The organism is uncultured Brevundimonas sp. (assembly GCF_963977465.1).
Lineage (GTDB): Bacteria > Pseudomonadota > Alphaproteobacteria > Caulobacterales > Caulobacteraceae > Brevundimonas.
This window is the reverse complement of sequence record NZ_CAXBOQ010000005.1, coordinates 1-13,061: the sequence shown is the minus strand read 5'-3', so window position 1 is coordinate 13,061 and position 13,061 is coordinate 1. Positions and strand designations below refer to the sequence as shown.

The 13,061-nt window shown below is 66.8% G+C and carries 14 protein-coding genes; 9 read left to right on the top strand and 5 right to left on the bottom strand.

What is annotated here, in order from left to right; all coding sequences use genetic code 11:
- Positions 1-58: 58 nt before the first annotated feature.
- Both pgi and AAC067_RS11145 read left to right on the top strand, forming a co-directional pair.
- Positions 59-1,690, top strand: a complete 1,632-nt coding sequence (pgi, locus tag AAC067_RS11150) for a glucose-6-phosphate isomerase (protein WP_339932506.1) — start codon at positions 59-61, stop codon at positions 1,688-1,690.
- Positions 1,691-2,431: 741 nt separating this feature from the next.
- Positions 2,432-3,103, top strand: coding sequence for a hypothetical protein (locus tag AAC067_RS11145; protein ID WP_339932504.1), 672 nt, complete (start codon positions 2,432-2,434; stop codon positions 3,101-3,103).
- A 208-nt stretch (positions 3,104-3,311) separates the two neighbouring features.
- Here AAC067_RS11145 and AAC067_RS11140 read toward each other — a convergent pair whose 3' ends face one another.
- Positions 3,312-3,887 carry a hypothetical protein gene (locus tag AAC067_RS11140; RefSeq protein WP_339932502.1) on the bottom strand — a complete coding sequence of 192 codons (576 nt, stop codon included), beginning with the start codon at positions 3,885-3,887 and terminating at the stop codon, positions 3,312-3,314.
- 292 nt (positions 3,888-4,179) lie between these two features.
- Here AAC067_RS11140 and groES point away from each other — a divergent pair, with 292 nt between their 5' ends.
- From groES to AAC067_RS11110, 6 genes are all read left to right on the top strand, one after another.
- Entirely contained in the window at positions 4,180-4,467 is a 288-nt protein-coding gene (gene groES / locus AAC067_RS11135) for a co-chaperone GroES (RefSeq protein WP_300445965.1), read from the top strand.
- A 56-nt stretch (positions 4,468-4,523) separates the two neighbouring features.
- Positions 4,524-6,173, top strand: a complete 1,650-nt coding sequence (groL, locus tag AAC067_RS11130) for a chaperonin GroEL (protein ID WP_339932500.1) — start codon at positions 4,524-4,526, stop codon at positions 6,171-6,173.
- 199 nt (positions 6,174-6,372) lie between these two features.
- The gene (locus tag AAC067_RS11125) at positions 6,373-6,675 is read left to right on the top strand and encodes a type II toxin-antitoxin system RelE/ParE family toxin (protein WP_339932498.1); all 303 of its coding nucleotides are present in this window, start codon (positions 6,373-6,375) and stop codon (positions 6,673-6,675) included.
- Between the two features lie 173 nt (positions 6,676-6,848).
- Positions 6,849-7,148 carry a HigA family addiction module antitoxin gene (locus tag AAC067_RS11120; protein WP_339932496.1) on the top strand — a complete coding sequence of 100 codons (300 nt, stop codon included), beginning with the start codon at positions 6,849-6,851 and terminating at the stop codon, positions 7,146-7,148.
- A 49-nt stretch (positions 7,149-7,197) separates the two neighbouring features.
- Positions 7,198-7,527 (top strand): HigA family addiction module antitoxin, encoded by a 330-nt coding sequence (locus AAC067_RS11115; RefSeq protein ID WP_339932494.1) that lies wholly within the window; start codon positions 7,198-7,200, stop codon positions 7,525-7,527.
- Between the two features lie 200 nt (positions 7,528-7,727).
- Positions 7,728-8,681 (top strand): hypothetical protein, encoded by a 954-nt coding sequence (locus AAC067_RS11110; RefSeq protein WP_339932492.1) that lies wholly within the window; start codon positions 7,728-7,730, stop codon positions 8,679-8,681.
- 294 nt (positions 8,682-8,975) lie between these two features.
- Here AAC067_RS11110 and AAC067_RS11105 read toward each other — a convergent pair whose 3' ends face one another.
- From AAC067_RS11105 to greA, 3 genes are all read right to left on the bottom strand, one after another.
- Positions 8,976-10,115, bottom strand: a complete 1,140-nt coding sequence (locus AAC067_RS11105) for a DUF2855 family protein (RefSeq protein WP_339932490.1) — start codon at positions 10,113-10,115, stop codon at positions 8,976-8,978.
- A 110-nt stretch (positions 10,116-10,225) separates the two neighbouring features.
- A complete protein-coding gene (locus AAC067_RS11100; protein ID WP_339932488.1) occupies positions 10,226-10,387 on the bottom strand; it encodes a hypothetical protein in 162 nt (53 codons plus the stop codon).
- Positions 10,388-10,549: 162 nt separating this feature from the next.
- Positions 10,550-11,029: a transcription elongation factor GreA gene (gene greA, locus AAC067_RS11095; RefSeq protein WP_339932486.1), complete on the bottom strand. Its 480-nt coding sequence runs from the start codon at positions 11,027-11,029 to the stop codon at positions 10,550-10,552.
- A gap of 260 nt (positions 11,030-11,289) precedes the next feature.
- On the opposite strand from greA, the gene AAC067_RS11090 reads away from it, so the two are divergent.
- A complete protein-coding gene (locus tag AAC067_RS11090; RefSeq protein ID WP_339932484.1) occupies positions 11,290-12,519 on the top strand; it encodes a TIGR03862 family flavoprotein in 1,230 nt (409 codons plus the stop codon).
- A 24-nt stretch (positions 12,520-12,543) separates the two neighbouring features.
- On the opposite strand, the gene AAC067_RS11085 is transcribed toward AAC067_RS11090, so the two are convergent.
- Positions 12,544-12,951 (bottom strand): hypothetical protein, encoded by a 408-nt coding sequence (locus AAC067_RS11085; protein WP_339932482.1) that lies wholly within the window; start codon positions 12,949-12,951, stop codon positions 12,544-12,546.
- Between the last annotated feature and the right edge of the window lie 110 nt (positions 12,952-13,061).

The following is a 13,061-nucleotide window of genomic DNA, read 5'->3' as shown; positions in this document are numbered from 1 at the left end:
AACCGGCTTACGCCTGACCCGTAAACGAGAGCTTGATTGCCGCCAGGAGTTTGCTGACATGCCCGTGACATCGCCGCGCACCAAGGCCCTGGCGACCCTTGAAAAAATCGCGCGCATGGACGCGGAAACGGCGATCCTCGACCAATTCGACGCCGATCCCTGGCGCCCGGCGCGGCTGGGCCTCGAGGCGGCCGGCCTGTGGCTGGACCTGTCGAAACAGAGCTGGAGCCGCGAGGGGTTTGAAGCCTGTCTGGCCCTGGCCCGGGCCTGTGATCTGGAGGGGCGTCGCGCCGCCCTGTTCGCGGGCGAGGCCGTCAACGGCACCGAAGGCCGGGCGGTTCTGCATCCGGCGCTGCGGGCCGGACCGGGTGCGGATTTCCACGCCCTGGGTGAGCCGGTCTCGGAAGAGGTCGCCACCGTCCGACAGGCCATCGCCGCCTATGCCACGGCGGTGCGGTCGGGCACCGAGGCCGGGGCGACGGGCCAGCCGTTCCGCGCCATCGTCCATATCGGCATCGGCGGGTCGGATCTGGGGCCCCGCCTGCTGTGGGACGCGCTGCGGCCGCTGGATCCGGACATCGACCTGCGTTTCGTCGCCAATATCGATCCGCGCGACATGGCCGAGGCCCTGACCGGACTGGATCCGGAAACCACGCTGGTGGTGGTGGTGTCCAAGACCTTCACCACCCAGGAGACCCTGGCCAATGCCGAGCGGGCCCGGACCTGGCTGGCCACGGCGCTGCCCGAGGCCGGGCGTGAGCGCCATCTGGTCGGGGTCACGGCCGCCCCGGACAAGGCGGCGGCCTTCGGCTGTGGCCACACCTTCGGCTTCCGCGACTGGGTCGGCGGGCGGTATTCGCTGTGGTCGGCGGTCAGCCTGTCGGTGGCCGTGGCGGCCGGGCCAGAAGTCTTCGAACGGCTGCTGGCCGGGGCGGCCGAGATGGACGCGCATTTCCTGTCGGCCCCGCTGGCGCGCAACGCCCCGGTGATGCTGGGGCTGGCCCAGGTGTTCAATGTCGCCGGGATGCAGCGTCCGGCCCGGACCGTGGCCCCCTATGCCCACGCCCTGCGTCGGCTGCCGGCCTTTCTACAGCAGCTGGAGATGGAGTCGAACGGCAAGGGCGTGCGCCGCGACGGCTCACCGGTCGATACGCCGACCGGCCCGGTGGTGTTCGGCGAGCCCGGCACCAACGGCCAGCACGCCTTCTTCCAGCAGATCCATCAGGGACCCGAGGTGGTGCCGGCCGAGTTCATCATCGTGCGCCACGCCGGGGACGAGGCTGACGACGGCGTCGGCGACGCCCCCCTATGGTCGAACGCCCTGGCCCAGGCCCAGGCGCTGATGCTGGGCAAGAGTGAGGCCGTGGCCCGGGCCGAACTGCTGGCCGCCGGAGCCGATACGGCCGAGGCCGACCGGCTGGCCCCGCACAAGGCCTTTCCCGGCAACCGGCCGTCGACCACCCTGGTGATGGAGCGGCTGACGCCCGAGGCGCTGGGGGCCCTGCTGGCCCTGTATGAGCACAAGACCTTCGTCGAAGGCGTGATCTGGGACATCAACAGCTTCGACCAGTGGGGCGTCGAACTGGGCAAGGTGCTGGCGCAGGCGATCCTGAAGGATGTGAAGGCGGGGAAGCCGTCCGCCGGGCTGGACCCGTCGACGGCGGGGCTGTTGAAGCGGCTGCTGGGGTGAGGGGGACGCGGCAGGCGGACGGATGGACTGTCCGCTAGGGATGGAAAGCGGACGTTCGGAGACTCAGCTGAGTCATGGTCCACGTTTTACGGAAGGTCAGTTGGGTTGCCCAACTCGGCCCGAAGCCCTGCCATGATTCGCTCGAACGCCTCGGTCTCCGACAGCCCCTGAGCCGCGTAAGCTTTCGCTGCGTGACGAGCTAAATCCGAAAGCAGAAGCCCCCACGTCGCAGGATCATCCCAAGTCGGTTGCAGCGTGAACTGCTGCTGAGAACCGTGGGCTGCCCAGACCCTGAGGACCTCTGTAGCTTCCGGGGAGGCCGCAAGGGGCGGAGGCTTGAGTTCATTCATGCACAAACCGTAGGCAGGTCGAGCCAACGTCTGCAATGGGTCGAGAGCGGTCCGTCGCCATGCCCAAAGATCGGGGCACCTTGTCATCCCGGACGTCGCGTTGCGGCGATCCGGGACGGCGCGATCCCCCTCTTCGGGGCCTCCCGGAAATCGCGGCGCGATTATCCGGGACACGGGTTCCGCCGCGCTGGATCCTGACCTGTCTCCCGGACAGCGGCTGACGCCGCTTCCGGGAGGGTCGGGTTGAGGCGGTCAAGCGTCCCGGATAGCGCCTTCGGCGCTTCCGGGATGACAAGGGCGCACCGGTGGCGTCGGGACGATGCCGAAGGGTCGAAAGTGGACCTTAACCCTCCGCCGCAGAAACTGCCTCGATGAGCGGGCGTGGATTCGGATGACAGCCTATCGATCGGCGGCGGCGGCAATAGCGGCGATATCCTTGCTGACCGTAGCTTCGGCCGACGCCTGCCCGGTTTACATAGAGCCGAAGCTGACCGATGCGCGGCAGGCCGATGCTGTTGTCGTGGGATATGTCACGAAGGATGTTCGCGAGACCTCGCCTGCGCGCAAGGCGTGGGTCGAGAAGTGGCTTGCAAACCACCCGGATGCGCCCCGCGCAAAGCGTCGTGACGTCAGAAGCGCGACCGACCGGGCCCGATTGACGGTCGAGATCAACCACACCATCGCGGGGACGGTGCCGTCCACGGTCACGGTCTTCTGGTCTCGGATGACGAATAACGGGCCGCCTGAACGCATAAGCGGCGGCTATGTTTTCGCGCTTCGCAAACTGCCGCCTTCGACGGCGGCGGACGGCATCGACGCCTATGTCGTTATCCAGGGCGTCTGCTCCGGGGCGCTGGTCTTCCGACGCGGCAGCACCGAAGCGAACGCCATTCGCGAGATGTTCGGCCTGTGGCCGGAGCCTCTGGAAGCGCCGCGCAAATCACTGGCGGAGTTGACTAGAGATGCCCCGATCCCGGGGCCAGCGCTGGTCGTATTGGGGCTCCTGGCGACGAGTGCCGCGTTCGCGGGAGTCGCGCTTTGGCGCAGAAGGCGACGGTCTTAGGGGCGACCATAACGACTTGCGCCGAATGTGAATGATAGACCCTCACCCTTGAGCGCAAGGACGACGGCTTCGCCGCCGCGCGCTCAAGCCCTCTCCCAACGGGAGAGGGAAGACATGAAAAAGGCGGCCCCCGTTTCCGGGGGCCGCCTTCTCGCCCGTCCGATCAAAGGCTACGCGACCGGACGTATGGGGTCAGACCCGTAACGACCTAGTAGCGACGGTCGTAGCGGTAGTCGCGACGGTCATTGCGCTGGTTGCGGTCGCGGCTGTTGATGCCGTGTTCGCGTTCCCAGTGGCCCTGGTTCCGGTAGCAGGTGCCGTCGCGGTAGTAGCTGCAGTTGGCGCTCTGGCGCGTGGACTGGCTGTAGCCGCGGTTGTCGCCGTAGCCGTAGCTGGTGCCGTAGTTGGTGCCATAGCCGTTGCCATAACCGTTGCCGTAGTCGCGATTGCGGTTGATGCCGTGCTCACGTTCCCAGTGACCCTGGTTCCGGTAGCACTGGCCGCCGCGGTAATAGCTGCAGTTGTCACCCCTGTTCGAGGAGGCCCCGATGGCGGCCCCGGCCAGGGCACCGCCGGCGACATAGGTGCCGTCGCCATTGCCGATCAGCGCCCCGGCCAGGGCCCCGATGGCGGCACCGATCAGCACATCTCCGGTCTGGTCGCGGTCGTTGTCATGGGTGCGGTAGCGGCTCTGGGCGTCGGCCGGACTGGCGGCGGCGAGGCTGAGCGCCATGGCGCCGACCAGGGCCGGGGCGGCGAGGGTGATTCTGGAGAAGATGGTCATGGTCCGTCCCTTCGGTGCGTGGTCGGCGAGGCTGCCGGAATGTTGACCACATTGTAGCCGCACCGGCCTGAACCTGATCACCGGCCCCTGTTCATCCTGCGTTCATCCGCGGTGGCGACCGCGGGGCCGCGGCGCATCGACCGGATCGGCGAATATCTGCCCGCCCCGCTTGACGATGCGACGCCGTCTGCCTACTTGCCCCTCACGTTAGCACTCGACGGCATCGGCTGCCAAAACCGGTCCCGAGGCGCTGGCGACCAATTCTGGAAGTCTGCAATCGGAGAATACACAGATGGCGTTTCGTCCTCTCGGCGATCGCGTGCTGGTCAAGCGCGTGGAAGAAGAATCCAAGACCAAGGGCGGGATCATCATCCCGGACTCGGCCAAGGAAAAGCCCCAGGAAGGCGAAGTCGTCTCGGTCGGCCCCGGTGGTCGTGACGAGGACGGCAAGCACGTCGCCATGGACCTGAAGGCCGGCGACCGCATCCTGTTCGGCAAATGGTCGGGCACCGAGGTCAAGATCGACGGTGACGACCTGATCATTATGAAAGAGTCGGACGTGCTGGGCGTGCTTTCGTAAGCACCGGCGTTTCCTCGACTTTTCCTCACACACTCTAGACACAGGAGCCGCCTCACATGGCAGCCAAACAAGTTCAGTTCTCCACCGAAGCCCGCGAGAAGATGCTGCGCGGCGTCAACGTCCTCGCCAATGCCGTCAAGGTGACGCTCGGTCCCAAGGGCCGCAACGTCATCATCCAGAAGTCGTTCGGCGCGCCGCGCTCGACCAAGGACGGCGTCTCGGTCGCCAAAGAGATCGAGCTCGAGGATCCCTTCGAGAACATGGGCGCCCAGCTCATTCGCGAAGTCGCCTCCAAGACCAATGACAAGGCCGGCGACGGCACCACCACCGCCACCGTCCTGGCCCAGTCGATCGTGCAGGAAGGCCTCAAATCCGTCGCCGCCGGCATGAACCCGATGGATCTGAAGCGCGGCATCGACAAGGCCGTCACCGCCGTCATCGCCGACATCAAGGCCTCGGCCAAGAAGGTCAGCGCCAACTCGGAAATCGCCCAGGTCGGCACCATCTCGGCCAACGGCGACGTCGAAGTCGGCGAAATGATCGCCAAGGCCATGGAAAAGGTCGGCAACGAAGGCGTCATCACGGTTGAAGAGGCCAAGACCGCCGAGACCGAGCTGGACGTCGTCGAGGGCATGCAGTTCGACCGCGGCTACCTGTCGCCCTATTTCATCACCAACGCCGACAAGATGGAGGTCCAGCTCGAGGAGCCTCTGATCATGCTGCACGAGAAGAAACTCTCGTCGCTGCAGTCGATGCTGCCGATCCTGGAAGCCGTGGTCCAGTCGGGTCGTCCCCTGCTGATCATCGCCGAGGACATCGAGGGCGAGGCCCTGGCCACCCTGGTGGTCAACAAGCTGCGCGGTGGCCTGCGCGTCGCCGCCGTCAAGGCCCCGGGCTTCGGTGACCGCCGCAAGGCCATGCTGGAGGACATCGCTGTCCTGACCGGCGGCCAGGTGATCTCGGAAGACCTCGGCATCAAGCTCGAGAACGTCACCCTCGACATGCTGGGCAAGGCCAAGAAGGTCACCATCACCAAGGACGACACCACCATCGTCGACGGCATCGGTGGCAAGGACGAGATCGAGGCCCGCATCGGCCAGATCAAGCGCCAGATCGAGGACACCACCTCGGACTACGACAAGGAGAAGCTGCAGGAACGTCTGGCCAAACTGGCCGGCGGTGTTGCCGTGATCCGCGTCGGCGGCTCGACCGAAGTCGAAGTGAAAGAGAAGAAGGACCGCGTCGACGACGCCCTGAACGCCACGCGTGCAGCGGTTGAAGAAGGCATCGTCCCCGGCGGCGGTATCGCCCTGCTCAAGGCGACCCGTGCGCTGGACGGCCTCAAGGGTGACAATGCCGACCAGACGGCCGGTATCGCCATCATCCGTCGCGCCATCCAGGCCCCGATCCGCCAGATCGTCGAAAACGCCGGCGTCGAAGGCTCGATCGTGGTCGGCAAGGTGCTGGACAACAAGTCCGCCACCTACGGCTTCAATGCCCAGACCGAAGAGTATGGTGACCTGGTGCAGATGGGCGTGATCGATCCGGCCAAGGTGGTTCGCACCGCCCTGCAGGACGCGGCCTCGGTCGCCGGCATCATGATCACCACCGAAGCCGCCGTGGCCGACGCCCCCAAGAAGGGCGGCGGCGGCGGTGCCCCCGACATGGGCGGCATGGGCGGCGGCATGGGTGGCATGGACTTCTAGTCCACATCCCCGGTGGAGGAGCGGGTCGCGTCAGCGGCCCGCGAGACCGGGCCGGGGAGCCACGCAAGCTGAACGAACAGAAGAGGGCGGTCCCAGCGATGGGGCCGCCCTTTTTGGTTGTCTAGGCACTTGTCGATACCACCGAGGCGTGTTTTGTTTGCCGACATATGTCCCGCCGCCCGCCCGGGGAATCGCGCGCTTGGAAATCAAATCCATAAGACACAAGGCGATTCGGGCGATTGCCGCCTCACCCCAGCCGAGGAATGTGAAGGGGCTGGATGCGGCCCTGGTGCGGAAGATTCATCAGCAGATCACCGTTCTGGAGGCTGCCGCGACCGTTCGTGTGGTGGCGGATTCCTTCCCCGGATGGAGACTCCACGAGCTGACGCCAAAATTTCCCGGCAAATGGTCGATGTGGGTCAGTGGAAATTATCGCCTGACGTTTCGACTCGATCAGAAGTCCGGTGAAATTACCGATCTCGATTTCGAAGATTACCACTGAAAATTCCTGGAAACCGTCTTTGGATACGGCTTTCGTTTCCGGACCCGCGTGGAACCTGTGCCGCGGGCCGTGGCGTCGAAAAAGCAGGCACCGATTGCCGCGCGTAAATTTCGTTGAAAATTTCGGTGTATCGGATTAGGATACAGCCAACCTGACCAAGGGAAATTGTCCTGATGCCCAAGCTGCCGTTTCCGGCGCATCCCGGTGAAATTATCCGGGATGAAATTCTCCCGGCCTTTGGCCTGAACATTGTTCAGGCTGCCGACGTGTTGAAGGTCGCCCGGCCCGGCCTGAACAATGTTCTGAACGGCAAGCGCGCGCTCAGCCACGAAATGGCGCTGAAGATCGAGGCCGCGTTCGGCGTGTCGGCGGAAATGCTGACCACCGCCCAGAACAATTTTGACCTGGCCCGGGCCCGCAGCCGGGCACCGAATATCGTTGCCGGCATCGAGCGACTGACGCTGGCCGCATAGGGCGACCGCCGCCGGCACCGGTTTGTGGATGACCGTTGAGGATGCCCCCATGACCGCCGCCGGCACCGCCCACGACGACACCACCTTCGCCGAACCCCTGGCCCATCCGGGGGCGCATCTGCGCGAGGACTTCCTGCCCGACTACGGCCTGACCCCCGGGGCCCTGGCCCGGGCCATGGGGCTGAAGGACCGGACCCGGATCGAGCGTCTGGTCCGCGAACTCCAGCCGGTCACCCCGGACACGGCCCTGCGGCTGGCGCGGGTGTTCGGCACCACGGCGGAGTTCTGGATGAATTTGCAGACCCAGCACGATCTGTCGAAGGCGGCGATCGCGGGGCGGGAGGAGCTGGCGGCGATTGTGCGGTTGAAGGTGGGGTGAGGGGGGGGCTTCGGCGGCCGGCATCATGATCGCCACCGCAGCGGCCGTGGCCGACGCCTCCAAGAAGGGTGGCGGCGGCGCCCCCGACATGGGCAGCATGGACTTCTAGTCCACGCTTCCAGGCCTACGTTGAAAAACGAGAACCCCCGGTTGGAAACAGCCGGGGGTTTTTATTTTGGAATCGTATTAGGTTGATCGCAATGACTGGCGACGTCTGCCCGATCTGCCGAAACATGGATGGCCAGGAGCCGACCATAAGCCCCGTTCCTGGCTTTGACCGCGCTCGGGTGGTCTGCAAGGCGTGTGGCGAGTTCATCATTTCCAGAACGGCAATGGTTGACGGTCACAGGAGCAGTGATGAGCAGGCACGCGCACTAAGTCACGACCTCAGGTGGAAGACCGAGCTGGGCAGCGAGCCGCCGGTTCTTATGGCCGACACGATCGAGATCGCTCTGAAGTCAGCTTCATTGCCATCAATTCCCGAGCAGGTGGACAACGTCCTTGCTTACCTTGCCGTCAAACTAAGGCACGCGGGACGAACCTATAAGAATATCGACCCGGCATTCACTTCAGCCGCCGGGGCAATCGATATGGTTGCCGCCAAATCACTGGCCAGAGAGATGGTACGAGGTGGCTATCTGTCCGGCGCGGACGCGTCGACGCTCGGCGGGCCTAACGTCATTCACATATCTCCAACGTTGAGCGGTTGGGTCCGAGCGGGTGAACTCGCAAAAGGGCGAACGAGCGAGCCATTTGCCTTTATGGCAATGAAGTATGGCGACGAGAGTCTAGAGACGTGCGTCGCAAATATCTTTCGACCGGCGGTCGAGGAAACAGGAAACCGTCTCGAGATACTGCGTGACCGCCCAACGGCGGGATTGATCGACAACTACCTCCGATCCCGGCTCAGGTTGGCGAGATTTGTCATCGCAGATCTCACTCACGCAAACAACGGAGCGTACTGGGAAGCGGGCTTTGCGGAGGGGCTCGGGAAGCCAGTAATTTACACTTGTGAGAGGTCCATTTTCGATCAACAGAAAACGCACTTCGATACCAACCACTCCCAGACAATCGTTTGGGATGCGGCCCTGCCGGACGAGACGAAATCTCAGTTGGTAGCTTGCATCCAGAATACGTTTCCAACGCCCGGCTAGCGCCCCTCCACCGCTTCGCGGTCCCCCTCCCCATCGCTGCGCGACAGGGAGGAGACGGGGCGGCACAATCTCTCCCTTCCCCCTCGATGGGGGAAGGGCCGGGGATGGGGGTGGAGGCACGGCAGTGCCGGAGACTCAGCGGGGCAGAGTGTCACCCCCACCCAACCCTCCCCCATCCGCCAACGGGAGGGCTTTCAAGAGGGACCGGCGTTTGCGGCTGGCGCATTCTTGTTGGGCCGCGGTCACAAGGCTCCGCCTTGTCGACCCGACGCGGCCTGGCGGCTTCGCCGCGCGCTAGGACTTCAACCTGATTACATGCCCCTCGGCCGGTTCGCCGCCGCTGTCAGCAAGCGTACGGATCACCGCGGCGGCGGCATCGAAGCCGGTGGTTTCGACCAGGCGCATCCACGGGGGTTTGGCGGCGGCGACGTGGGCGATGAAGCGGGACTGGGCGGTGTGCAGGCGGCGGTTGACCTCGGCCGGGCCCCAGTCGGCGTTGCGCTTCTTGATCTGGTGCGGGGCGAAATAGAATTGCGGGGCCGGGCCGGGCAGGTCGGCGGGGCTGAGGAAATCGGTGTTGGCGGCGCTGCCGGCGAAACAGTCGTGGGTCAGGGCAGTGCCGAAATGGTGGTGGATGCGGGCGCGCAGTTCGGTGTCGCCGGAAAAGTCGACATAGAGGGTCGGGGTGTCGGCATCGAGGGTCTCGATATCGGCATAGGTCAGGGTGCGGTCGTAGGCCCCCAGGCCGGCGACGAAGTCGCGATTGCGCGGCGAGGTCAGGGCGATGCGCTCCGGACCCTCGGTCCCGGCCCCGGCGACGGTATCACCGAGGCAGAAGGCGGTGGCATAGGCGGTCTTGGACGAGGCGCTGGAGATCAGCAGCCGGCGCGCGCCGAAGGCCAGGTTGTCCTGCAGATAGTCGGCCAGCATGAAGGCGGTCACGAACAGGGGGCGGTACAGGGCCAGCCAGGCCTCGTCGGCGGCGCGGTACGACGGGTCGGCGCTGCAACGGCTGTACTGGTTATAGGCCGAGGTCAGGGGCAGGCGGTGCTCGGCGGCATCGTAGAAGCCGCGTTCGCCGACCCGGTCGGGGCGCATACGCAGATGGCTGGCGATCGGCCAGTAGCCGTAGAAGCGCTCGCCCACGGCGATGCCCTCGACGGCTGAGGCGACGACATCGGCAAAACCCCAGACCGGCATCTGGCCGAAGTCCGCCTCGCCGGTCGGGAAGAAGTCCCAGTAGTTCATCGCGTCGCCGAAGGCGGCATAGGTGATGTTGTTGGTGGTCAGGGAGAAGACGTCGGGGCGCAGGATGGCCTCGCCGGGGGCGGCGGCGGCGGACTCGGACGTGGTGCGTCGTTCGGTGCGGCCCGGGTCGGCCTTGTCGGTCAGCAGGCGGGTGACGGTCAGGGTCTGTGACATCGTCTGGGTCATCGCGGGGCGGGCTCCGGCGGCGGGGTGACAGGTGGTCAGTCAGGCGCAGGCGGGCGTGACCCCGAGCCTCGCCGTCGTAAGGACGGTCGAGGCCCCGGGATGGCCGGTATCTAGTCTTCGGCGGGCGCGTCGTTGGGGTTGGGGCCCTCGCCGGCTTCCCAGGCGGCCTGGGCTTTCTTTTCGGCCTTCTTGGCGGCCTTTTCGGCGGCCTTCTTGGCGTCGGCGCGGTCGCGCTCCATCCGTTCGAAACTGTAGTTGGGCTTGCGGGCCATGGAGGTCTCTCTTTCGTGGCGCTGTCGCGCTTCGCGCTGCAGGAGCGCCGGGAGGTCGGGGTGGAACCGGCGCGCGGCGCACGGTCCCGGGGCGGGTGTCCGCCCGTCCTGCCCTGTTTGAGCCATCACGCCGCCGGGGACAACCTTCGGCGCGAAGATGCCTCAGTCAACGGCGGTGATTTCGACCTCACGCCCGGCGATGACGGCGCTGTCGCCGACGCGTTTGCCGCTCAGGGCCACGGCCAGGGGCGAGATATGGCTGACACTGCCGTTGGCGGGATCGGCCTCGTCCTCGCCGACGATGCGCCAGGTCTGGGCCCGGCCGTCGTCGCGTTCGAGGGTGACCGAGCCGCCGAAGCGGACGCGGCCGTCGGCGGGCGCGATCTCGACCGGCTGGGCCGAGGCGCGCCGTGCCGACCAGTAGCGCAGGTCACGGGTGGCCCGGGCCATGGCCGTGCGGTCGGTCTCGATCTCGCCATGGGCCTGGGCCGCGCCATAGGCGGCCCGCGCCGCGGCCAGGGCGGACTCGATCGCGGCCAGTCCCGCGGGGGTGACCAGATTGGCGTGGGGCGAGATGGGGCGGTCGGGCAGATCGGCGGCCGTGGCCTCCAGATCTTCCTCACGGGTAAAGGCAACACTCATGGTGAGGCAGCGTATCGGGTGCGCGCCGGTTCCCTGAGCGGTTTTTTGTCCGCCCCCTCTGCTGTCGTCATCCCGGGGCGCGCAGCGACCCCGGGACCCAGCGGCGCGCGCGAGCGCGACCCTGTCGCGGACCCCCTCTGCTGGATACAGCCTGCGTGAACAGATCGCCTTCGGCGCCGCTGGGTCCCGGCTTTCGCCGGGATGACGAAAGCAGAGGGGTCGCGATGACGCGCTGCGCGGAACAGGCTAGGACCCGCGCCATGAGTATTGCAGCGAAGACCATCCACATCGTCGGGGCCGGACCGGCCGGGCTGATGGCGGCCGAACGGCTGGCCCAGATGGGTTCAGGCGCGGGCGCGACCGTGACCGTGCACGAGCGGATGCCGTCGCCGGGGCGCAAACTGCTGATGGCCGGGCGCGGCGGGCTGAACCTGACCCATTCGGAGGATCAGGCGGCGTTCGAGGGCCGCTATGGCAGCGCCGCCGGGGCGGTGTCGCCGTGGCTGGACGCGTTTTCGCCGGATGAGCTGACGGCCTGGGCCGAGGGTCTGGGCCAGGCCACCTTTACCGGCTCCAGCGGCCGGGTGTTTCCGCGGGCGATGAAGGCCTCGCCCCTGTTGCGGGCCTGGCTGGCGCGGCTCAACGGGTTGGGGGTGGAGTTGCGCACCCGCTCGCGCTGGACCGGCTGGAGCGATGATGAGGCCCTGCGGTTCGAGACGCCGGACGGTGAGCGGCTGGAACGGCCCGATGCGGTGGTCCTGGCCCTGGGCGGGGCCAGCTGGCCGAAACTGGGCTCGGACGGCGGCTGGGTCGAACCGCTGGAGGCGGCGGGGGTGGCGGTGGTGCCGCTGCGACCGTCGAACATGGGTTTTGACGTCGACTGGTCGGAGGTGGTGCGCAGCCGTTTCGCCGGCCAGCCGCTCAAGGGCGTGGCGCTGGAGTTCGCCGGGCGCACCGTGCGCGGCGAGGCCGTGGTCACGACCTACGGGCTGGAGGGCGGGGCGGTCTATACGCTGTCGGCGGCCCTGCGCGAGGCGATCGCGGCCGAGGGCTCGGCCCTGCTGACCGTCGACCTGCGGCCCGACCTGTCGATCGAGGCTTTGGCGGCGCGGCTGGAGGCCGGGCGCGGCAAGGACAGCACGGCCAACTGGCTGCGCAAGGCCGGGGGGCTGTCGCCTGTGGCCGCCGCCCTGCTGCGCGAGGTGCCGGGCGACCTGCCGCAGGGGGCCGACAAGCTGGCCCGCCGCATCAAGGCGCTGCGGCTGAAACTGACCGGGGTTCAGGGGCTGGACCGCGCCATCTCGACCGCCGGGGGCGTGGCCCTGGACGCGGTCGATCCCGGCCTGATGTTGGGGGCCCGGCCGGGCGTGTTCGTGGCCGGCGAGATGCTGGACTGGGAAGCCCCGACCGGCGGCTATCTGCTGCAGGCGTCGCTGGCCTCCGGGGTGGTGGCGGCCAAGGGCGTGGAGGCGTGGCTGGCCAGGGGGTGAGGGGGGCTGCCCCGTTGCGGAACTTCAGCGCGCTGGATTGGGCGATGTCGGCAGGGTGGCCGCCCATAGCCCCAGACAGGCGAACGACAGCGCGAGGCTGTACCCTGAGAACCAGGGCGCAAGCAGCCAGCGGAACATCGTCGGATCGGCGAAGTAGCTCCAGTATTCAGCGTTCTCGACGGATTGCGCCCGGTAGAGAATGTCTCCCGTGATCCAGCCGACAGGCTCCACAATGAGGATGGCCATTAAGGTCCGATCGCTCCCCGCAGCCCGGCCCCGCAAGAAAAAGGCGGCGATGCCGGTGGCAAGGATCAGGCCCCATGCGATCCATGCGCTACCCCCGCCGTGGATGATCATTTCCCAAACCGCGACCCATAGCGGAGGGCGGCCCGACATCAGCGCGACGAAGACGACGTAGGCCGCCGCGAACACGACGGCTCCGACGGCGGCAAGGCGGTGGAGCGTTCTGGTGGAGCCCATAGGCAAGGCTAACATCGCGTTTGTTCGTCAGCCAGCCGTTGCGCCGTTGTCATCCCGGACGC